Below are 22,679 nucleotides of genomic sequence, written 5' to 3'. Positions count from 1 at the left end.
CGGCCGGCGGGGCACTGTCCAGCTGAAAAACGATAATCGTGCCCTATGAGTGAGATCGAACCGAGCGCGCAGGCGCAGGCGCATGATGCGGATCAGTCCGCATTCCGGTACAACGCCGCGATGGCGCAGACCATCGAAGGCAAATGGCAGAAGATCTGGGACGAGCATGGCACGTTCTGGGCGGCGAACGTCGAAGGCGAGCTGACCGACGGCGAAGGACGCCACGCGGACGGCCGCCGGCCGTTCTTCGCGATGGACATGTTCCCCTACCCGTCCGGCAAGGGCCTGCATGTGGGCCATCCGCTCGGCTACCTCGCCTCCGACGTGGTGAGCCGCTACCATCGTATGAAGGGCGAGAACGTGCTGCATGCGATGGGCTACGACGCTTTCGGCCTGCCGGCCGAGCAGTTCGCCGTGAAGACCGGTCAGCATCCGCGCGTGACGACCGAGCAGAACATCGCGAACATGCGCCGTCAGCTGCACCGCATGGGCCTGAGCTTCGATGACCGCCGCTCCTTCGCGACGATCGAACCCGGCTATGTGCGCTGGACGCAGTGGATCTTCTCGCGCATCTTCGACGCATGGTACGACCCGGACAAGCGCAACCCGAGCGGTTCGATGGGCTGCGCGCGCCCGATCGGCGAACTCGTCGAGCAGTTCCGCTCCGGCGAGCGCGCGATCGACGGCCATGAGGGCCGTGCATGGGACGAGCTGAGCGAGGCCGAGCAGGCCGACGTGCTCAACGGCTACCGTCTCGCCTACATCTCGAAGTCGCCGGTCAACTGGTGTCCGGGTCTGGGCACCGTGCTGGCGAACGAGGAGGTGACCGCCGAGGGACGCTCCGAGCGCGGCAACTACCCGGTGTTCCAGCGCGAGCTGCGCCAATGGTCGATGCGCATCACCGCCTACGGTCACCGCCTCATCGAGGATCTCGACACGATCGACTGGCCCGAGAAGGTCAAGCTCATGCAGCGCAACTGGATCGGCGAGTCGCACGGCGCGTCCGTGCACTTCAAGGTGCGCACCGGCGAGACGCTCGAGGACATGGAGATTTACACGACGCGTCCGGACACATTGTTCGGCGCGACCTTCTGCGTCGTCTCGCCCGAGCATCCGCTGCTGGGGCACGTGCCCGAGCAGTGGCCCGACGGCGTGCCCGAGCAGTGGACCGGCGGCTATGCGACGCCGCTCGAGGCGATGGCCGCCTACCGCATGGTGGCCGAGGCGAAGACCGCGGCCGACCGCGTCAACGACGCGGGGGAGAAAACCGGCCTGTTCACCGGCCTGTACGCGATCAACCCGATCACCGGCGCCGAACTGCCGGTGTTCACGGCCGACTATGTGCTGATGGACTACGGCACCGGCGCGATCATGGCCGTGCCGGGCGGCGACCAGCGCGACTACGACTTCGCGACCAAGTACGGCCTGCCGGTCATCTACACCGTCGAACCGCTACCCAACAGCGGCGACTCGCTCGCAAACTACGAAGGCAAGGCACCGTTCGTCTCCCATGATGGCGTCGTCGTCAACTCGTCGGTCGACGCCACGTGGGCGCGCGGCGACGCGCTCGACATCAACGGCATGCGCGTCGACGACGCGATCGCCGCCGTCACGGCGTGGCTCGAGCAGGCGCAGGTCGGCAAGGGCGCCGTCAGCTACCGTCTGCGCGACTGGCTCTTCAGCCGTCAGCGCTACTGGGGCGAGCCGTTCCCGATCGTCTACGACGACGAGGGCGTGCCCCATCTCGTGCCCGATTCGATGCTGCCGATCGATCTGCCCGAGGTGCCCGACTACAGCCCGAAGACCTTCGACCCGGAGGACGCGCAGTCCAACCCGGAGGCGCCGTTGAGCCGCAACGCGGAGTGGGTGGACGTCACGCTCGATCTGGGCGACGGCCCCAAGCGCTACCACCGCGAGACGAACACGATGCCGAACTGGGCCGGCTCGTGCTGGTACTACATGCGCTACCTCGACCCGCACGACACTGAGCACATGGTCGAACGCGACGAATACGACTACTGGATGGGCCCGGATCACAATCCGACGGCCGGCACGTCCGGCGGCGTCGACCTGTACATCGGCGGCGTCGAGCATGCCGTGCTCCATCTGCTCTATTCGCGCTTCTGGCACAAGATCCTCTTCGATCTGGGCTATGTGGACTCCAGCGAGCCGTTCCACAAGCTGTTCAACCAGGGCATGATCCAGGCCTGGGCCTACACCGACGACCGCGGCGAATACGTCCCGGCCGACGAGGTCGAGGAGGGCCCAGCGGACGCGTCCGGCGAGCCGACCTTCACGTGGCACGGCCAGCACGTCAACCGCGAGTTCGGCAAGATGGGCAAGAGCCTCAAGAACATCGTGACGCCGGACGACATGTACGACAACTACGGCGCGGACACCTTCCGCCTGTACGAGATGAGCATGGGCCCACTCGACGAGTCCCGTCCGTGGAACACGCGCAACGTCGTCGGCGGTATGCGCTTCCTGCAGCGCCTGTGGCGCAACGTCGTCGACGAGACGACCGGCGAGACGACCGTCGTCGACGAGACGCCGGATGACAAGACGCTCAAGCTGCTCAACAACACGATTGCCGACGTGACGGTCGAGATGGAGGCGATGCGTCCGAACACGGCCATCGCGAAGCTCATCGTGCTCAACAACCACCTGACCGGCCTCGAGCGTGTGCCGCGCGCGGCGATCGAGCCGCTCATCCTCATGGTCTCGCCGATCGCCCCGCACATCGCCGAGGAGCTGTGGAGCAGGCTCGGCCACGACCATTCGCTCGCGCACCATCCATGGCCGCAGGCGGACGAACGCTACGTGGGACAGGACATGGTCACGGCCGTCGTGCAGATCAAGGGCAAGGTACGCGCCAAGCTCGAGGTGAGCCCGGACATCGACCCCGACGAACTCGAGAAGATGGCGCTCGAGGCGGTCGCCGACCGTCTCGGCGGTGTGCCTCCGCGCAAGGTCATCGTCAAGGCGCCGAAGATCGTGTCGGTCGTTCCCGGCAACTGATCGCGACACGCCGCAAGGAGGGCGTCCCCACACGGGGCGCCCTCCTTTTTCGTTGCGATGACGCCGTTCTTGGCTCTTGGTGGAATGTGGACAAGGGGAGCGTCCGTACACATGCTTCCGTCCATGTGGACACGTCCGTGCCCGTGACGCGATAGTGGGGTCCATGATCCACGACGATGATGAAGTCCGGCCGGCCATCCCGACGCGAGGAGGCGGCGCGATGCGCACGGGGCGCACGATGCGCATGAGGCCCGCGGCAGGACTTGATGTGCCGTTGCCGCCGCGCCCCGCCGTCCCATCCAGCCGTGCGGACACGGTCATCGACGCGGCGGACGACTACGTACCGGATGACTGCGTACCGGACGCTTACATACCGGACGACTACCTGCCGGACGACCCCGCCGCGGACGACTACGCCATGCACCGCTGTGCAAGAAATGGCGGTGCGATCGACAACGGTATGCAGGACAGTGGTGTACAGAACGGCGGTGCGAGGGACGTTGGCGCAAGAGGAGGTGGCGTGCGAGATGCTGGCATCGGGAATGACGGCGCGCGGGAGCTGCTGTCCGGACTCGCCGGCGTGCGCGCCGACGATGAGGAGCGTGCGTCGCCGTCGCGCACACGCCCGCGGCTGAGCATCGAGCCGGTGCATGCGCTCGTCGTCATGGCGATCCTCGTCGTGATGCTTGCGACGAGCCTCACGCTGCTCGTACGTCAGTCGATTAATCTAGCATCCACATCGGGCGAACCTACGCCCGTCGTGACGTCGCCACGCGCCGCGACGCGATCCGACGCCCCGTCCTGCACGAGCACGCCGAGCACGCAGACGTCCGAACAGGCGCAGTCGTCTGAATCAACACAACCGTCTGAATCATCACAGTCATCTCAACAGACGCAGTCGCCGCAGCAGACGCCGTCACCTGAGCAAACGCAGTCGCCGACGCAGCAGCAGGCGACGCCCGAGCCGACGCCGCAGCTCGTCGATCTCAATACGGCGACGCAGGAGCAGCTCGAAACGGTCAAGGGCATCGGTCCGGTGACGGCGGCGAACATCATCGCCTATCGCATGAGCGTGGGACGGCTCGGTGCGGTCGACGAACTGCTCAACATCGACGGCATCGGCCCGAAGACACTCGAGAAGATCCGCGGGCAGGTGACGGTGCGATGACGAGCACGGTACGGCGGACGCATGCAGCACAGCATACGCGTACAGCGCAGCGGACGCGTACGTCGCGACGTCTCCGCGCGTCCGACGGCGTGCGCGGCCTCATGACACATTGGGCCGACGGCGAATCGGGGCGACGCGACCTGCGCATGCTGCCCGCCGCGCTGTGCCTGTGGGCGGCGGCGCTCGCGACGCGCGCCGTGCTGCCGCAGGAGGGTACGGGCTCGCTGCAGGAGGGCGCGGGCGGCATGCGCGGTCTCGCCGTCGTGCTGTGTCTGGGCGCGAGCGCCGTCATGTTCGCGTCGGTGCACGGCGTGCACGCGTGGCTGCGCCATGCGCGCGCCGGGCATGCGCCGCCCGCGCTGCGCTGCGCCTCATGGTTGCTGGTGTGCATGGCGGCGGCGCTGACGGGCGCGTTCGCCACGGCCGTCGCGACGACGCACGACATGGCCGATCCGGCGATCCGCATGTCGCGTACGGGTTCCGCGCGGGCGACCGTCGATATCCGCACGCGCGCCCCTGCGCTACGTTCGGCGTCGCGCGCGGCCGCCTGCACGGTGCATGCCTCCACGCGCGCTGTGCAGATAGGCGCTGTGCAGACGGGTGGCGTGCGCATGCCGTCGGACGTCGACGTGCGGGTGCTGCTGCCTGACGCGTTGTGCATGCGCGTCGTGCAGGGCGGCGAATACCGACTGTCCGGCACGCTCGCGCGCGCGCCGTGGGATGAGCGGACGCTGCAGCTGACGGTGGCCGCCGCGGACGCCGATACGGCCGTCGTGCTGCGTGCGCCGGCGCCGTGGCGACGCGCCGTGCATACGATGCAGCGGCGCTTCTTCGCCGTCGCCGACGGGCTTTCGGATCAGGGACGCGTCCTCGTGCCGGGATTGACGCTCGGCGTGCTCGGTCAGGACGCGCTGGGTGAGGGTGAGCCCGTCGACGAGGTCTACGCGAGCCGACTTGAGGAGGGATGCCGGCGTGCGGGCATCATCCATCTCATGGCCGTCTCCGGCGGTCACTATGCGTTGCTCGCCTCGGCGGCGACGGCGCTGTGCTCGTGGACGCTCGCGCCGCGCTGGGCGGTCGCCGCTGCCCGTGCCGCCGCCGTCGTGGCGCTCACCGCCGTCCTCGTGCCGAGCGAATCGATCATGCGGGCGGTCGTCATGCATCTGTTCGCGCTCGGCTACGTGCTGCTCGGGAGGCGTGAACAGACGACGCCGCTGCTGCTGTGGACGGCGATCGTCGCGATTGTCATCAAACCCGCTCGCGCCGCCGATTTCGGCTTCGCGTTGTCCTGCGCGGCGGTGCTCGGCATCGCCCTCGTCTCGGGGCCGCTCGCCGCCGTGCTGCGTCAATGGCTTCCGCGGCGCATGGCGGACGCGCTCGCCACGACGATCGGCGCGCAGCTGCTCACGTCGCCGCTGCAGCTGCTCATGCAGCCGCAGATCGCGCTGTGGGCGGTGCCGGCGAACCTGCTCGTCGCGCCGTGGATGGACATGGCGACGGTGTGCGGACTGGGTGCGTACACCGTCTCCTGGTGCATGCCGACGCTCGGATTCGCGCTCGCCTGGTGCGCGTCGCTCGGCACGAAAAGCGTCGAGATCGCCGCCGACGTCTTCGGTGCGGACGACGGGTCCGCGCAGCTCGCGTGGCCGTCGGATACGGCGGGTGCGCTGCGGCTTGCCGGCGCCGAGACGCTCGTGGTGCTCATCGTCGTCCTGCTGCGTGCGATGGCGCGTCTGCGTGACGACATGTCCAAACAGTGCACGGCCGTGTCCGGACGGCGCATCGGCGCGTCGCCCGCGCCCTTCGTCCGGATGCGTCTGTGGTGGGAGCGCACATGGGCGATGCTCACGTGTCTGCGCTGGCGGCCGCGTGGTCCCGCGCATGCCGGCGTCGCACGGCACGGCGTACGTCACGCAGATCGGCGACGAGATGGCCGGCGCGAGGCCGGACGACGACGAAACGGGCATCGCAGAGCCGGCCGTCGGCGACGCGCACGGCGGCGGCGCTGGGGCATATACGCGCGGAGCGGGGAGGCGCCGTGATTGTCCAACGATGCGCACACATTGGGACTATGGGAGTGAACAACGACGCGAACTGCGTCATCGTCTTCGGCGGCATCGAGTTCCTCAACGAACGCGAGGCGCGCGCCGACGTGCGCCGATGGCTCGACAACCACCGCGATGCCGACTTCGTCGAACTCGACGCGCGCGCCATCGAAGGCTACGACTTCGACGAGGCGGTCAGCCCGTCGCTGCTGAGCGATCGCGCCGGCGTGCTGCTCACCCATCTCGAGGACGCCGACGAATCGCTCGGCAAGGCCCTCGTCGCCTACGTGCGCGAATCCTCCGGCGACCCGAACGCCTCGGGCGTTGTCATGCGCCACGCCGGCGGCCCCAAAGGCAAACGTCTCGTCGACGAGCTGCGGCGCGCCGGCGCGGCCGTGCAGCAGGTCGACGATCTCAAGGCGCTCAAGGAGAAGGGCGGCGTACGCAACTTCGCGATCGGCGAATTCGAACGTCGCGGCCGGCGCGTCGAACCGCAGGCCGCTGAACAGCTCGCCGCCGTCTTCGGCGAACACGGCTTCGGCGAGCTGTGCGCGATGATCGGCCAGCTGTGCACCGACTTCGACGAGGACCCGATCACGCTCGACCAGGTCAACCGCTACATGATCGCCAACCCGCAGGTCACCGGTTTCAACGTCGCCGACGCCGCACTCGCCTGCGACGGCGCGCAGGCCGTCGTCATGCTGCGCTCGGCGCTCGCCCAGGGCGTCGACCCGATCGCGCTCGTCGGCGCGCTCGCGATGAAGCTGCGCTCGTTGGCGAAGGCCTCCGCCGTGCGTGCCGGCTCGATCACCGCCGCCGAGGCGAAGATGCCGCCATGGCTCATCCGCAAGACGCAGCGGCAGCTCGCGGGCTGGTCGTCGCAGGCGCTCGGACGATGCGTGCGTCGGCTCGCTTGGGCGGACGAGCAGTGCAAGACGACGGGCGGCGACGTCGCCTGGGCGATCGAGCGCTGCGTAGAGCTCATCGCGAACAAAGGCGTTGAGTAACATGGTCGGGGACGACATCGCCAACATCGGAAGGTCGAAGGACATGGAATCGAAACGATTCGCGCTGCCGCACGCCGAAGACATGCGTGCGCTCGGCGCCGCCGTGGCCGAACGCATGCGCGGCGGCGAGGTCATTCTGCTGTCGGGCCCCCTGGGGGCCGGTAAGACGACCTTCGCCCAGGGATTCGGTGCCGGCCTCGGCATCGACGAACCGATCGTATCGCCGACATTCACGATTGCGCGCGAACTCGACGGTGTCTTCGCGGACGGACGGACCGCGCACCTCATCCATGTCGACGCCTACCGTCTGGGCGGCGTCGACTACGCGCCCGGACAGGACAGCGTCGACCGGCTCCTCGACGAGCTCGAATCGCTCGGACTGGACGAGGAGCTCGAAGACGTCGACGAACACGCCGTCGTCCTGATGGAATGGGGCGAACAGATGGCCGCGGCGCTTGCCGACGAACGGCTCGACGTCGTGCTCGAACGACCCGTCGGGCAGCTGACGGACGGTGCCGAACTGACGAGCGACGGCGTGCGCTACGCGACGCTCACCGGCGTCGGTGCGCGCTGGGCCGGCTTCCTTGACGCTTTCGAGCCGCGCCCATCCGCGGAGGACGAGGCACTGCAACACGACAACGCACTGCAACGAAAAGACGGAACATGCACACTTTAGTCATCGACACATCGTTCGGATCGACCGTGGGAATCGTCGGACACGCCCCGGTCGTCGAACACGATTCGCGCACCCATGTGGAGCGGCTGCGCAATGACATCGCCGACGCCTGCAGTCAGGCGGGCGTCGCGCCGCACGAAGTGGAACGCATCGTCGTCGGCGTCGGGCCGGCGCCGTTCACCGGGCTGCGCGCCGGCATCGTCACGGCGAAGGCGATCGCCTACGCGACGGGCGCGACGTTGCTCGGACAGGACGATCTGACGCCGAACGCCGTGCTCATGCATGCCGTGCACCGCCACGACGCGCGCTTCGCCGACCGTTTCGACTACGCTGCCGTGAGCGTCGTCGACGACGATGCGCCGCTCGTCGCGCTCACGCTCAGCGTCAACGACGCGCGCCGCAAGCAGCTCTACTTCGGCCTGTACGCCGACCTCGACGCCGACGACGGCGATCCGACGACGCTCATCGACATGGACATCGACGCGCCCGACCATATCGCGCAACGCGTGCGCGCGGCCGTCGACGACTACCGCGTCGCCCACCCCGGCGTCGACGTCGTCATCGACGTCATCGGACACGGCGCGTGCAAGTACGCGTCCGCATGGGCAGACCTCGGACATGTGGAGACGGTCAGCGACCTCGCCGTGCTCGACATGGGCGCCGAAGGGCTCAGGCTGTTCGCGCAGGTCGCCCAGTCGCACGCGCCGGCAGACGAGAGTGCGGGCGCCGTCGAACCGCTGTATCTGCGTCGCCCGGACGTCAGCGTGCCGAATCCGCTCAAGCATGTGCTCAGCCACGATCCCGCGCACAAGACGGACGAGGGGACGGCGCAGGCATGATCGTGACCGCCGATGCACTCGACCGCGCGACGCTCGTCAAGGCGATGGGCGCGCTCGAACGCGACCTCTTCGGCACCGGCGCATGGAGCGAACGCGCCATCGCGCAGGAGCTCGACGCCCCCGCGCGCTCGTACTACCTCGACATCGACGATGCGGATGACGCAGCCGATGCGGACGTGGATGATGCGGACAGCGCAGCCGACGCAGCGCCGCACATACGCGGCTACGCCGGCTACTGGTACGACGGCTACGACGCGCAGATCATGACGATCGGCGTCGCGCGCGACCATCAACGCGAGGGCATCGGACGCGCGCTGCTCAAACGGATGATCGCGGACGCGAAGGCGGCGGGCGCCGAACGCATGCTGCTTGAAGTGCGCGTCGACAACACCGCCGCGCTCACGCTGTATCAGGACGTCGGATTCGAACGGATGGGGCTGCGCAAACGGTACTATCAGCCCGAAGGCGTGGATGCGTACACAATGAGCCTCGAGCTCAGGCCGCGTGTCGTGGGATTCGCCGCGCGCTGACGGCGGGCACGAGGCAACGCACGACAGAACAAGCACGACAGACAAGGTGGAAGCATGGAACAGGCACAGACGGCGGAGATGACGAAAACGACGGAGCGGACGGAAACGGCGCAGCCGACGGGCGGCCCGATCGTCCTCGGCATCGAATCGACGTGCGACGAGACGGCGGCGGCGATCGTGCAGGGTGGCACGCTGCGCTCGAACGTCGTCGCGTCGTCGATGGACGAACATGCACGCTACGGCGGCGTCATCCCCGAGATCGCGTCGCGCGCGCACGCGCAGGCCTTCGTGCCGGTCGTCTCGAAGGCGCTCGCGGACGCCGGGCTGGAGGTCTCGGACGTCGACGCGATCGCCGTGTCGGCAGGTCCTGGGCTCGCCGGCTGCCTCGCCGTCGGCGTCTCCGGCGCGAAGGCGCTCGGATGGGCCGCCGGCAAGCCGGTCTACGGCGTCAACCACGTGATCGGCCACGTCGCCGTGACGCAGCTGCAGTTCGGCGCGCTGCCGGCGAACACGATGGCGCTCATCGTCTCGGGCGGCCACACGTCGCTGCTGCACGTCGAGGACATCGCGCGCCATGTGGACGTCGTCGGCACGACGCTCGACGACGCCGCCGGCGAATGCTTCGACAAGGTGGCGCGTCTGCTCGGCTTCCCATATCCGGGAGGACCGCACATCGACAGACACGCGCAGCGCGGCGACTCGCATGCGATCCATGTGCCGCAGGGACTCACACAGGGGCGCGCCGGCAAGCAGCACCCGTATGATTTCAGCTTCTCGGGCGTCAAGACGGCCGTCGCACGTTGGATCGAGGAACGCAAGGCGGCGGGCGAGCCGATTCCGGTGGACGACGTGTGCGCGTCGCTTGCGGCATCGGTCGCCGACGTGCTCGCGAAGAAGGCGATGCGCGGCTGCGCGCAGTACGATGCGGACACGCTCATCGTCGGCGGCGGGTTCTCGGCGAACTCGCAGCTGCGGCAGGCGCTGCTCACGGCCGGCGAGGAGCACGGCGTCGACGTGCGACTGCCACGCATCGCGCTGTGCACCGACAACGGGGCTATGGTGGCGATGCTCGGCTCGAACCTCGTGCAGGCGGGCATCACGCCGTCGTCGACGGATTTCCCGATCGATTCGGCGATGCCGCTCGAACAAATCGTGATGCCGTGATGACGACACGCCGATTTGCATATCGTGTGTGTGACGCGTATATTATCTTTCTGTTGCGTTGAAGAGATTCGACGAAGCAGTATTCCTGCGTAGCTCAGTTGGCAGAGCATCCGACTGTTAATCGGACGGTCACTGGTTCAAGCCCAGTCGCAGGAGCCAACAAGCCGCCTTTGGGCGGCTTTCTCGTTTCGCAGGGCGTGTGCTGCGCGTTCGTGCGCGGGCGGCTGGGATTGTCGGAATCGCCGGAATTACAGGGATTTCGGGGACGAATATGGTCGAATCGTGAAGCAAGTATGGGGGATTTGTATGCAAATGAGCAAACATGTGCCCCTCGCGGACAAAGCGCGTACAGTGGACATTGTCAGTTCAAGGCCGGCATCGTGACGGATTTCGACGGACGCATGGGTGGTTCGCGTCAACTGGTTTCGGGGGCGCGGGATCCGCGGCTTATCCGCCGGCCTTGGGCTGACTTCTTTTTTCTTGCTCCGGCGTGTCCTCTGAAATCGGTGTTCTTTCGTTGATTCATTGATGTGTGTGGACGTCGGCGCGCGGGGGAGGGCGGCGCCGGGAATCGGTCGGATGCTCTGCTGGCGACACGCCGATTTGCATATCGTGTGTGCGGCGCGTATATTGTCTTTCTGTTGCGTTGAAGAGATTCGACGAAGCAGTATTCCTGCGTAGCTCAGTTGGCAGAGCATCCGACTGTTAATCGGACGGTCACTGGTTCAAGCCCAGTCGCAGGAGCCAACAAGCCGCCTCCGGGCGGCTTTTTCGTTATCGGATCGCCGTGGGCGACGGCACCGGCCAGGGATGGTCGTGTGTGCGTTTCCGTGGCCATCGCGCACCCTCTTCGGCATGCGGGCCAGCGTGCACCGAGTTCAGCCGCCTCCGTTACGATGGGAGGCATGAATGAACCGAACCCTACGGCCGTCGTGGCCGATCCGTGGCCCGCGCCGCTCGCGACCGCACCATTGGATGCGACCGTCACGATTCCGGGCAGCAAATCGCTTTCCAACCGTTATCTCATTCTCGCCGCGTTGAGCGTCGACCCCGTGCGCATCCGCGGTCTGCTGCGCTCGCGCGACACCGACCTGATGATGAATGCGTTGCGTGCGCTCGGCGTGACCTGTCAGGAGGACGCCGACGACCCGACGACGGTCACGGTGACGCCGCCGCCGAACGGCGTGTTCAGGGGTGGCGCGGATGTCTTCTGCGGCCTCGCTGGAACGGTGATGCGCTTTGTGCCGCCGCTCGTGCTGTTCGCCGACGGCCCCGTGCGTTTCGACGGCGACGAGCAGGCGTATGCGCGGCCGATGGAGCCGCTGCTGTTCGGCCTCAAGCAGCTCGGCGCACATGTCGAATACCACGGCGAGGAAGGATGCCTCCCGTTCACGGTGACGCCGCCGACGAAACTCGGTTCCTCTGACGGCAAGCCGATCAAGATTCGCGTCGATTCATCGTCGTCCTCGCAGTTCGTCTCCGGCCTGCTGCTCGCGGCTTCCCGAATTCCCGGAGGCGTGCTGCTGCGCCACACCGGCCGTACGTTGCCGAGCCTGCCGCACATCCGCATGACGATGGAGGACATCAACGCGGCCGGCGGCGATGTGACGATGCCGGAACGGGGACGTTGGCTTGTGCAGCCGCGTATCCTCGATTTGCCGCGCACCGTGACCGTCGAACCCGACCTGTCGAACGCCGCGCCGTTCCTGGGCGCCGCGCTCATCGCGGGCGGCGACGTGCGTGTGCCGAACTGGCCGGCGCACACGACGCAGCCGGGAGGTCTGCTGCCGTCGATGCTGCACAAGTTCGGAGCGACGATCATGCTCGACGGCGAGCCGTTCAGCGAAATCAACGATTGTGAAATGTTCAACGACGACTTCTCCGGTCTGCTGTGTGTGAGCGGTGACGGCGCGATCCGCGGACTCGGCGAACTCGATCTGTCCGCGGCGGGCGAGATCGCGCCGAGCATCGCCGCCATCGCGACGCTCGCGGACGGGCCGTCCGAACTCGTCGGCATCGGACATCTGCGTGGCCATGAGACGAATCGTCTCAAGGCGCTCGTCACCGAGATCGAACGTGTCGGCGCGCACGCCGAGGAACTCGACAACGGCATCGCCATCGAACCGGTCGCCGACGACGAACTGCACGGCGCGGTCATGGAGACCTACGCCGACCATCGTATGGCCACTTTCGCGGCGATGCTCGGACTGCGCATCCCCGGCATCGAAATCAAGGACGTGCAGACGACGCGCAAGACGATCCCCGATTTCACCGGCATGTGGACGTCGATGCTCGCCCAGCATCAGTGACCCAACCACCGCACTCCACAAACGGCAACTACGCCGACCCCTCTTTCGTGGGCGCCTCCACCCCGGACGGCGCCCGCCTTCATATGCTTACGGGTAGTCGTTCTTACGGGTAGCCATATCTACGGGTAGTCGTTCCCGTAAGCGATCGCTCTTACGGGCAGTTGCGTCTATGGGCGGCGATTCTTACGGGTAGTCACTCTTACGGGCAGTCACGTCTGCGTGGCTGCATCCCGTGACACTCATGACGGAATCGTTTCGCCGACGCGGTCGCCCGTAACGGATCAAGCGGAAGCTGCCTGCAGCGAGCGCTACCCGTAAGCAAGATGCCGCCCGTAAGAAAGGCGCCCCCGTAAGGATGAAGTACTGCCTGTAAGAAAGATGCTGCCCATAGGAGTGCTGCCTGTACGAAAGACAGCGCCGCCCGTAAGGCGAGGTGTTGCCCGTAAGACGAGGCCGGCGCAGCAACGAAAAAAGGAGGGACGACTTATTCGTCGTCCCTCCCTGTCATGCGTGTGTCATGTGCGACATGTGGTCGTCACGACCGGTGTCGCACTGCGCGATGACGGATACGCTCAGTCGGCGATCTTGTTGCCGTACGTGTCCTCGCCCTTCTCGACGATCGCCTGCGCACGCTGCGCGATCGCGAGTTCCTCGTTCGTCGGGTAGACAACGACGATCACCGAGGAATCCGGCGTGGAGATGATGCGCGGTTCCTTGGAACGCGTGTCGTTCTTCTCCATGTCGAGCTTGACGCCGAACGGCGCGAGCTTCTCGCATACCATGCGGCGCACGATTTCGTCGTTCTCGCCGACGCCGGCGGTGAAGGTGAGCACATCAAGGCCGCCGAGCTGCGCAGTGTAGGCACCGATGTAGCTGACGATACGGTGGACGTAGACGTCGAGCGCGAGCTTCGCGTCCTCGTTGCCCTCGGCGACGAGACGATGCACTTCACGCATGTCGCCGAAGCCGGTCATGCCCATCATGCCGGACTTCTTGTTGAAGAGGTCGTCGAGCTCGTCAACGTCCATCTGCGCGTTGCGCATCAGGTGGAAGACGGCGGCGGGATCGATGTCGCCGGTGCGCGAACCCATGACGAGGCCCTCGAGCGGGGTCAGGCCCATCGATGTCTCGATCGGACGGCCACCGAGCTCGGCGGATGCGGACGCGCCGTTGCCGATGTGCAGGACGATCTGCTTGAGGCTCTTTGCGGCCTGCGCGTCGATGCCGAGGAACTCCGGGATGCGCGAGGAGACGAACCAGTGGGAGGTGCCGTGCGCGCCGTAGCGGCGGATCTTGTACTTGTCGGCGACTTCCTTGTTGAGCGCGTAGGTGCTGGAGGCCTTCGGCAACTGCTGGAAGAAGGAGGAATCGAAGACGTAGACCTGCGGCACTTCCGGCATCAGCTGACGCATGACGCGCGCGCCCTTCGCCTCCGGTCCGTTGTGCAGCGGGGCGAGCACGGCGAGTTCCTCGACCTTCTCCGTCGTGGCCGGGGTCACGAGCGCCGGATCCGGGAAGGTGTTGCCGCCCTGGACGACGCGGTGGCCGACGGCGATGATGCCCGCCTCGTCGAGTTTCGGGCCGTACTCCTCGAAGAAGCCGAGCACGCGCTTGAGGCCCTGCTCATGGTTCTCGATACGCTCTTCGAGCTCATGCTTCTCGCCATTGTATTCGTACTTGTAATGACCGTCGATCGGCTCACCGATCTTCTCGACGAGACCCGATGCGATTCCCTCGCCGGTCTCGAGGTCGACGAGCTGGTACTTGATCGAGCTGGAGCCCGAGTTGATAACAAGGACGGTTTTCGCCATTGTGGCATCCTCCATTGGGTTATTACGTTCGCCGCGGTTGCGACTTTCCTCAAGACAGATTACTCAGCGAATGCTACAAACAGTCGAACGACATGACCGAATATGGACACGCGCCCGTTACCTGCGTCGCCCGATACGTCCTCGCAGAACGATGTTGGCCGGGCGCTCCCGATTGGGGAGCGCCCGGCCAACCGTGAGGTGCGCCGTGCTCAGTCGTTCTGCTGGGCTTCAATCGCGGTCAGCGCGATCGTATTGATGATGTCCTGGACGAGCGCGCCGCGCGACAGGTCGTTCACCGGCTTGTTCAGGCCCTGCAGAATCGGTCCGATCGCGACGGCGTTCGCCGTGCGCTGCACCGCCTTGTAGCAGATGTTGCCCGAATCGAGATCGGGGAACACGAAGACGGTGACGCGTCCGGCCACCGGGTTGCCGGCGGCCTTGACGGAGGCCACTTCGGGCGACCATGCCGCGTCGAACTGGATCGGGCCGACGAGTTCGAGATCCGGCGCCTTCTGCCTCACGATGCTCGTCGCTGCGTCGACCAGATCGACATCCGGTCCCTTGCCCGAGCCGAGCGTCGAATAGGAGAGCATGCCGACACGCGGCTCGACGGAGAAGGCCTTCGCCGTCTGCGCCGACTGCAGCGCGATGTCCGCGAGCTGCTCGGGGTCCGGGTCGAGGTTGATCGCGCAGTCGGCGAAGACCGAGACGTGGTCCTTGAGACACATGAGGAACGCGCCGGAGACCGACTTGATGCCGGGCTTCGTCTTGATGAGCTGCAGCGCCGGTCGCACCGTGTTCGCCGTCGAGCTGATCGCGCCGGAGACGAGGCCGTCGGCCTGTCCGAGCACGACGAGCATCGTGCCGAAGTAGTTCGGGTCGCGCAGCGTCTTGCGTGCCACGTCGGGCGTCATGCCCTTCTTCGCGCGCAGCTCGCACAGACGGTCGACCATGACGGCGAGCAGCTGCTCGTCCTCCATTGACTGGAAGCGCGCCTTGTCGAGGGAACGCAGTCCGAGGGTGCGTCCGCGCTCGAGGATGTCGTTCTGCTCGCCGATGATGATGAGGTCGCAGATGTCGGACTGCAGCAGATAGTCGGCGGCCTGGATGATGCGGTCGTCGGAACCTTCCGGCAGCACGATCGTCTTGCGGTCCGCCTTCGCGCGCGCGAGCAGATCATACTGGAACGCGTACGGCGTCGTCGGCGGCACGAAGGGGGAGTCGAGCGTCTCCATCAGTTCGTGTTCGGGGACGTGCTCGTCGAACAGCGCGATCGCCTCGTCGGCGTGTGACAGATCGGACAGGTCGATGAACGGCAGCGTCCACACGCGCACGTCGTAGTCCTTGAAGTACTCCTTGAGCGTCGACGCCTGATCGTCCTTGCAGCCGGTGACGAACACGCCGATGACCTTGGTGCCCGCGTTCGTCACGACCTCGGAGCATGATTCGATCGTCTCGAGCACCTCGTCGGGCGCACGCCCGATCGTGCACACGGTGAGCAGGACCGGCGACTGCAGATCCGCGGAGACGTCCGCGTTGAACAAGAAGCGTTCGGGGTCGCCGACCTTGGTCTTGTCGGAGCCGACGATGACGCGCGCCTGCGACCTGAGCACGGCGTTCGTGTCGATGAAGTTGGCGACGATCTGCTCGCGTGCCTCCTTCTTGCGCAGCCGCGCCGTCTGCAGCGTGACGCCGATGGCCTGCGCACGCGTCTGGCCCGATGACGTGTACTTGAGCAGCGTGTCGGTGAAGGTCTCGTCAGGGGAGACGGCGGGACGGAAGATGCTGGTGCGCAGATGCCTGGAGAGTGCGTTGACGACTCCGAGCGCGACGGCGTTGCGTCCGTTGCCGGGATTCGGGCTGAGGATGCTGACGTTCTTGAGACTCACTGTTCGCTCCTTCTGCGGTTTGCAAGTGCGGGGATGCCCCGGATCGGCGTAGCGCCGGAGGGCAGGGTAACGGCGTTGTTCACAAGCGACCATTCTACCCAGCGGCGATGCGCGCAGGTCGTCCGGCACGCACACCGGACGCAAATGTGAGCTAGATAACAGTTTGATGATACGAAGAACGGGGATCCGGACACTGTCCGAATCCCCGTTCCTATCGACTAGACGATGTCAGTCCTGAATGGGACTCACTCGTTGTCGCCCGCGGTGGCCGCGGTGGCGGAGAGCATCTGCGTCTCGTCGACCTTGACGTCCGGATACACCCAGTCGGTGAACTCCGGGATGTCGTAGCCGTTGTCGACCGCGAACTGGAACGCCTTCTTGCGGAACTCGTTGAGCTCCTTGATCTTGTCGGCGTACTTGTCGGCGTCGATCAGTTCGAGAGCCTGAGCTTCGAGCGCGTAGCGATCCATGTCGTTGACGCGGACCATGTCGAACGGCGTGGTCGTGGAGCCCTGCTCCTTGTAGCCGACGACGTGGAAGTTGTCGTGGTTCGGGCGGTCGTAGATGAGGCCGCGGACGTCCTGGGCATAGGAGTGGTACGCGAACAGGACCGGCTTGTCGGCGGTGAAGAGCTCGGCGAAGTCCTCGTTGGACATGGCTTCGTCATTGTTCTCCGGGGACTGCAGCTTGAGGAGGTCAACGACGTTGACGACCTTGAACTTGATGCCTTCCTTGTTCAGGGCGTCGGAAGCGGCCATGATCTCCTGCGTCGGGACGTCGCCGGCGGCGGCGAGGACGACCTGGACCTCGTCGTTGCTCTTGGCGTTCGAAGCCCACTTCCACTCGGCGGCGCCGGCCTCGAGCTCGGCGCGAGCCTCGTCGAGGGTGATCCACGTCGGAGCCGGCTGCTTGCCGGAGAAGATCGCGTTGATCTTGTTGGTCGACTTGAAGCACTTCTCGGCGATCGCGAGCAGCATGTTGGCGTCGGTCGCGAAGTAGATGTTCGTCACGTGGTCGTTGTTGAACGTCTTGTTGATCAGGACGGAGGTGACACCCGGGTCCTGATGCGAGAAGCCGTTGTGATCCTGACGCCACACGTGCGACGAGATCAGCAGGTTGACCGACGAGATCGGCTTGCGCCACGGGATCTCACGGACGGTGGCCTCGAGCCACTTCGCATGCTGGTTGAGCATCGAGTCGATCACGTGGGCGAAGGACTCATAGGTGCTCCACATGCCGTGGCGGCCGGTGAGGATGTAGCCCTCGAGCCAGCCCTCGCACTGATGCTCGGACAGCTGCTCGACGACCTGGCCGGTGACGGCCATGTTCTCGTCGACGAGAGCGGACAGGTAGCCGTTGTCCCACTGCTTCTTCGTGACCTCGTAGGTCGCGTTCAGACGGTTGGAAGCGGTCTCGTCCGGTCCGAAGATACGGAACGAATCCGGGTTGTTCTTGATGATGTCACGGCTGTAGGCGCCCAGCGAGCGCGGAGCCTCGACCTGGCCCCAGCCATGGCCGTATTCCTTGACGCCCTTGATCTCGTACTGATCGAGCTCCGGCAGGTTCAGCTCCTGACGGATGCGGCCGCCGTTGGCGTTCGGGTTGGCGCCGATGCGCAGCTCGCCCTTCGGCATGAACTCGGTGACGTCGTCCTTGATCGAGCCGTCGGCGTTGAAGAGCTCCTCCGGCTTGTAGGACTCCATCCAGCCCTTGAGGACCTCGAAGTGCTCCTCGGTGTCGCGGGCGGAGGCCAGCGGAACCTGGTGCGCACGCCAGGAGCCTTCGGTCTTCTTGCCGTCGATGAACTTCGGGCAGGTCCAGCCCTTCGGGGTGCGGAAGATGAGCATCGGGTAGAACGGGCGGGTCATGTCGTCCGTCTGGGCCGCGGCCTTGATGTCGCAGATCTCGTCGAAGATCGTCTCGAAGAGCTCGGCGAAGCGACGGTGGATCGACATGTGATCCTCGTTGTCGAAGCCGGCGACGAACTCGTACGGGTGGTAGCCCATGCCGCGGAAGAAGTCGTGCAGCTCTTCGTCGGAGATGCGGGCGAGGATCGTCGGGTTCGCGATCTTGTAGCCGTTGAGGTGCAGAATCGGAAGGACGATGCCGTCGGTGCGCGGGTTGACGAGCTTGTTGGACTGCCAGCCGGTGGCCAGCGGGCCGGTCTCGGCTTCACCGTCGCCGATGATGCACGGGACGAACAGGCTCGGGTTGTTCATGATCGCGCCGTAGGCGTGGGAGAGCGCGTAGCCGAGCTCGCCGCCTTCGTGGATCGAGCCCGGGGTCTCCGGAGCGAAGTGGGACGGGATGCCGCCCGGGTAGGAGAACTGGCGGAAGAACTTCTGCAGGCCAGCCTCATCCTTGGTGATGTTCGGGTAGTACTCGGTGTAGGTGCCATCGATGTAGGACTGCGCCGTACCGGCCGGGCCGCCGTGGCCAGGACCCATGATGAACACGGTGTTCTGCTGGTGGTCGGCGATGAGGCGGTTGATGTGGGCCAGAAGGAAGTTCAGGCCCGGGGTGGTGCCCCAGTGGCCGACGAGACGGTGCTTGACGTCGTCGCGGGTGAACGGCTCCTTCATCAGCGGGTTGCTGCGAAGATAAATCTGGCCGATGGACATGTAGTTGGCGACGCGCCAGTACTTGTCCATGCCTTCGATGGCTTCTTCCGAAACCGGGCGATCCAGCTTCTGCCAAGGGGTGCCAATAACAGGATTAGTCATGTGTGCTCCTGTACTCCTGCACATAGTGTGCGATTGATTTTTTCGGTGGGGACACGGGATCCGCATGTCCCTCCGTGAGGAAGGAACCCCGTGTCCGGTCGAGGAACATGTTACGCGGACTCGCTGACGTTTTGCGTTCTTTTGGTTAGGTGTGTGCGGAAATGTTTGATTTCTTATGCATTTTGGAAGAATCTGCTGTTGAAATGTGAATTCGGCCGACGAGTGAACAATGCTGAAAACCATTGGAATCACGGGGTTTCTGTATGATTCCGACTTCCGTCGCCGTTCGATTCCGTGTACGGATCGCGGCGTGTTGCATATAGTCCTTCCAATGCGTCCCGACCCTTGTGCGGGGCGCACTTGAACGCTTCAGCGCCGCCCGTGCCGGCGCATGCGCCCGCGGGGCCGCGGATATGGCCAATGTCTCCTTGCGGCAGCACAATATCTGTGTTGTAATGCCCGTAAGAGTGCAATCCGTCCGTCAAAGGGAGTTGTATGGCAACCGGTCCTGTCCTCGTCGTTGATTTCGGAGCCCAGTACGCGCAGCTCATCGCGCGCCGCGTACGTGAGGCCAATGTGTATTCCGAACTGGTCCCGCATTCGATGCCCGTCGACGAGATGCTCGCCAAGAACCCCTCGGCGATCATCCTGTCCGGCGGTCCCGCGTCCGTTTACGAGCCGGGCGCCCCGACGATCGATCCGAAGGTCTTCGGCGCCGGCGTGCCGGTGCTCGGTATCTGCTATGGCTTCCAGGTGATGGCCCACGAGCTCGGCGGCGACGTGGACAAGGCCGCGCTCGGTGAGTACGGCAAGACCGAGGCCGTCATCGACGAGCCGACCGGCATCCTCGACGGCTCGCCGTCGCTGCAGACGACGTGGATGAGCCACGGCGTCGCCGTGAACAAGGCGCCCGAGGGCTTCGAGGTCCTCGCGCACACCGAGGGCGCGCCGGTGGCCGCGATGGAGGATGAATCGCGAAAGCTCTACGGCGTGCAGTGGCACCCCGAGGTCCGCCACACGCCGCTCGGCCAGGACCTCATCGAGAACTTCCTGCACGAGTGCGCCGGCATCCCCGCCGATTGGAACGCGAAGAACATCATCGACGAGCAGGTCGAGGCGATCCGCGAGAAGGTCGGCGACGCGCAGGTCATCTGCGGCCTGTCCGGCGGCGTCGACTCCGCCGTGGCCGCAGCCCTCGTGCACCGTGCGATCGGCGACCAGCTCACCTGCGTCTTCGTCGACCACGGCCTGCTGCGCAAGGGCGAGGCCGAGCAGGTCAAGCACGACTTCGTCGCCGCCACCGGCATCAAGCTCATCGCCGTCGACGCCTCCGAGGACTTCCTCGACGCGCTCAAGGGTGTCTCCGACCCCGAGACGAAGCGCAAGATCATCGGCGAGAAGTTCATCCGCACCTTCGAGAAGGCGCAGCGTCAGGTGATCGAGGAGGCCGGCGCGCAGGGCAAGGAGGTCAAGTTCCTCGTGCAGGGCACGCTGTATCCGGACGTCGTCGAGTCCGGCGGCGGCGACGGCGCGTCGAACATCAAGTCCCACCACAACGTCGGCGGCCTGCCCAAGGACATCAAGTTCGAACTTATCGAGCCGCTGCGCTCGCTGTTCAAGGACGAGGTGCGCGCCATCGGCACCGAGCTTGGCTTGCCCGACGAGATCGTCTGGCGTCAGCCGTTCCCGGGTCCGGGACTGGGCATCCGCATCATCGGCGAGATCACGAAGGAACGCCTCGACCTGCTGCGCGACGCCGACGCGATCGCCCGCGAGGAGCTGTCGAAGGCCGGCCTCGACCGCGACATCTGGCAGTGCCCGGTCGTGCTGCTCGCCGACGTGCACTCGGTGGGCGTCCAGGGCGACGAACGCACCTACGGCTCGCCGATCGTGCTGCGTCCGGTCAGCTCGGAGGACGCGATGACGGCCGACTGGTCGCGCGTGCCGTACGACGTGCTCGCGACGATCTCGACGCGCATCACGAACGAATGCCGCCAGATCAACCGCGTTGTGCTCGACTGCACGTCGAAGCCGCCGGCGACGATCGAGTGGGAGTGACGCCGCCGATCGCGCGGTCGTCCTTCCGTGACGTCCTTCCTTACGGGCGGCGTCCGTCGAATTTTCGATTCGGCGGACGCCGCCCGTCATCGTCCTTGCGTCCCCTCCCGTGACCTGTGAAAGGTGGCCTTGATGATCATCCTGATCGCCGGTGCCTCGCATGCCGGCAAGACGGCGCTCGCGCAGCGGTTGCTCGAACGCCACGGCTACCCGTACCTGTCGATCGATCATCTGAAGATGGGGCTGATCCGCGCCGGTCGTACGCCGCTGACGCCCGAGGACGACGACGTGCTCACCGATTACCTGTGGCCGATCGTGCGCGAGATGGTCAAGACCGCCATCGAGAACGGGCAGCATCTCATCGTCGAAGGCTGCTACATCCCGTTCGACTGGGCGCGCGATTTCGAACCGCGCTACCTTGCGCACATACGCTACCGTTGCATCGTGCTGAGCGAACGCTACATCCGCGCGCATTTCGACGACGTCCTGCGCTACGCGAACGTTATCGAGCGGCGCATCGACGGCTCGTCGTGCACGATGGAGCACATCATCGACGACAACGCGCGCACGCTCGCGCAGGCCCGCGCGCACGGCGTCGATGTCCTGCTCGTCGACGACGTCTATGACGTCGACCTCGATGCGGACTTCGGGACGGAGGAGCCATGACCCACGATTCGTCCGGGCCTGCGAGCGGGACGTCACCGTCCGTGTGCTGGGCGCGCCGGATGCGACGCGTCCTTGTCGTCGGGTGCCCCGGCACCGGCAAAAGCACGTTCTCGCGCAGGCTGCGGGACGTGACCGGATTGCCGTTGCATCATCTGGACCTGCTGTGGCACAAACCGGACATGACGACGGTCACGACCGACGAATTCGACGCACGTCTGCGGGGGATCCTCGAAGGGGACGCATGGATCATCGACGGCAACTATATGAGGACGCTGGAATGGCGCCTCGAACGCTGCGACACCGTCTATTTCCTCGATGTGCCGAACCGAGACGTGCCTCGCCGGCGTCGAGGCGCGCATCGGTGTGCGGCGCGAGGAACTGCCGTGGGTGGAGCGCGAGTTCGACGGAGAGTTCAGGTGATACATCATCGATTTTCCGCGCGACTGCCGGCCACAGCTCGTCCATATGCTCGATGATGCGGCCCGGCGTGGCGTGCGTGTGTGCACGTTGCGCTCACGCGACGAATTCGAGGCGGCGCTCGCCGATGTGCGCGCGCAATATGGGTGATGCGCGATGGGGCTGATCGGTCGCGGCCGTGTTCGGTGTGCTGTCGTTCGTACAGTCGTCAATCATCCTGTGGATTTCGATTCAGCTCATCGGTTTTCCCCGAAGGAACGTCGGCTTCCGGACACTCGCGTATATGCTGCCGGCGATGACGTTGGTAAGTCCCGGCCTGCTCGTTCTGTTTGACTTTCCGACGGCCTCATGCCGGCTCA

Annotated in this window: 13 protein-coding genes, 2 tRNA genes and 1 pseudogene; 13 read left to right on the top strand and 3 right to left on the bottom strand. The window is 65.7% G+C overall.

Features of this window, described 5'->3' with window-relative positions:
* The first annotated feature begins 45 nt into the window (after positions 1-45).
* The 11 genes and pseudogenes from leuS (at position 46) to aroA (ending at position 12,756) form a co-directional block, all read left to right on the top strand.
* Positions 46-3,018 carry a leucine--tRNA ligase gene (leuS, locus tag CGZ88_RS02725; protein ID WP_026644350.1) on the top strand — a complete coding sequence of 991 codons (2,973 nt, stop codon included), beginning with the start codon at positions 46-48 and terminating at the stop codon, positions 3,016-3,018.
* Positions 3,019-3,262: 244 nt separating this feature from the next.
* Positions 3,263-4,186 carry a helix-hairpin-helix domain-containing protein gene (locus CGZ88_RS08930; protein ID WP_207761148.1) on the top strand — a complete coding sequence of 308 codons (924 nt, stop codon included), beginning with the start codon at positions 3,263-3,265 and terminating at the stop codon, positions 4,184-4,186.
* Positions 4,187-4,287: 101 nt separating this feature from the next.
* On the top strand, positions 4,288-6,228 hold the full coding sequence (locus CGZ88_RS02715) for a ComEC/Rec2 family competence protein (protein ID WP_133120876.1): 1,941 nt from the start codon (positions 4,288-4,290) through the stop codon (positions 6,226-6,228).
* Positions 6,229-6,257: 29 nt separating this feature from the next.
* Positions 6,258-7,238 (top strand): DNA polymerase III subunit delta, encoded by a 981-nt coding sequence (gene holA, locus CGZ88_RS02710; RefSeq protein WP_101671011.1) that lies wholly within the window; start codon positions 6,258-6,260, stop codon positions 7,236-7,238.
* 43 nt (positions 7,239-7,281) lie between these two features.
* Positions 7,282-7,821: pseudogene (gene tsaE, locus CGZ88_RS02705) on the top strand (tRNA (adenosine(37)-N6)-threonylcarbamoyltransferase complex ATPase subunit type 1 TsaE); the annotation flags it as partial.
* Positions 7,822-7,901: 80 nt separating this feature from the next.
* Entirely contained in the window at positions 7,902-8,753 is an 852-nt protein-coding gene (gene tsaB, locus CGZ88_RS02700; protein ID WP_101671010.1) for a tRNA (adenosine(37)-N6)-threonylcarbamoyltransferase complex dimerization subunit type 1 TsaB, read from the top strand.
* Positions 8,750-9,283 (top strand): ribosomal protein S18-alanine N-acetyltransferase, encoded by a 534-nt coding sequence (gene rimI / locus CGZ88_RS02695; RefSeq protein WP_101671009.1) that lies wholly within the window; start codon positions 8,750-8,752, stop codon positions 9,281-9,283. Before tsaB ends, rimI begins: the two co-directional genes overlap by 4 nt.
* Before the next feature lie 78 nt (positions 9,284-9,361).
* A complete protein-coding gene (gene tsaD / locus CGZ88_RS02690; protein WP_101671121.1) occupies positions 9,362-10,447 on the top strand; it encodes a tRNA (adenosine(37)-N6)-threonylcarbamoyltransferase complex transferase subunit TsaD in 1,086 nt (361 codons plus the stop codon).
* 83 nt (positions 10,448-10,530) lie between these two features.
* Positions 10,531-10,606, top strand: a tRNA-Asn gene (locus CGZ88_RS02685).
* 512 nt (positions 10,607-11,118) lie between these two features.
* A tRNA-Asn gene (locus tag CGZ88_RS02680) sits at positions 11,119-11,194 on the top strand.
* Between the two features lie 158 nt (positions 11,195-11,352).
* Positions 11,353-12,756 (top strand): 3-phosphoshikimate 1-carboxyvinyltransferase, encoded by a 1,404-nt coding sequence (aroA, locus tag CGZ88_RS02675; RefSeq protein ID WP_165778691.1) that lies wholly within the window; start codon positions 11,353-11,355, stop codon positions 12,754-12,756.
* A gap of 572 nt (positions 12,757-13,328) precedes the next feature.
* Here aroA and CGZ88_RS02670 read toward each other — a convergent pair.
* From CGZ88_RS02670 to CGZ88_RS02660, 3 genes are all read right to left on the bottom strand, one after another.
* Complete coding sequence (locus CGZ88_RS02670; RefSeq protein WP_026644313.1) at positions 13,329-14,567, bottom strand: acetate/propionate family kinase; 1,239 nt, start codon at positions 14,565-14,567, stop codon at positions 13,329-13,331.
* Between the two features lie 209 nt (positions 14,568-14,776).
* Positions 14,777-16,456 carry a phosphate acetyltransferase gene (pta, locus tag CGZ88_RS02665; RefSeq protein WP_101671007.1) on the bottom strand — a complete coding sequence of 560 codons (1,680 nt, stop codon included), beginning with the start codon at positions 16,454-16,456 and terminating at the stop codon, positions 14,777-14,779.
* Between the two features lie 245 nt (positions 16,457-16,701).
* Positions 16,702-19,179, bottom strand: a complete 2,478-nt coding sequence (locus CGZ88_RS02660; RefSeq protein ID WP_026644311.1) for a phosphoketolase — start codon at positions 19,177-19,179, stop codon at positions 16,702-16,704.
* Between the two features lie 495 nt (positions 19,180-19,674).
* Here CGZ88_RS02660 and guaA point away from each other — a divergent pair, with 495 nt between their 5' ends.
* Together guaA and CGZ88_RS02650 are read left to right on the top strand one after the other, a co-directional pair.
* Positions 19,675-21,237 (top strand): glutamine-hydrolyzing GMP synthase, encoded by a 1,563-nt coding sequence (guaA, locus tag CGZ88_RS02655; RefSeq protein ID WP_026644310.1) that lies wholly within the window; start codon positions 19,675-19,677, stop codon positions 21,235-21,237.
* A 129-nt stretch (positions 21,238-21,366) separates the two neighbouring features.
* The gene (locus tag CGZ88_RS02650) at positions 21,367-21,903 is read left to right on the top strand and encodes a hypothetical protein (RefSeq protein WP_423734397.1); all 537 of its coding nucleotides are present in this window, start codon (positions 21,367-21,369) and stop codon (positions 21,901-21,903) included.
* Positions 21,904-22,679: the final 776 nt, after the last annotated feature.

Origin of the sequence: Bifidobacterium anseris, assembly GCF_002860345.1 — a bacterium.
Taxonomy (GTDB): Bacteria; Actinomycetota; Actinomycetes; order Actinomycetales; family Bifidobacteriaceae; genus Bifidobacterium; species Bifidobacterium anseris.
This window is presented reverse-complemented; position numbering and strand designations above follow the sequence as displayed.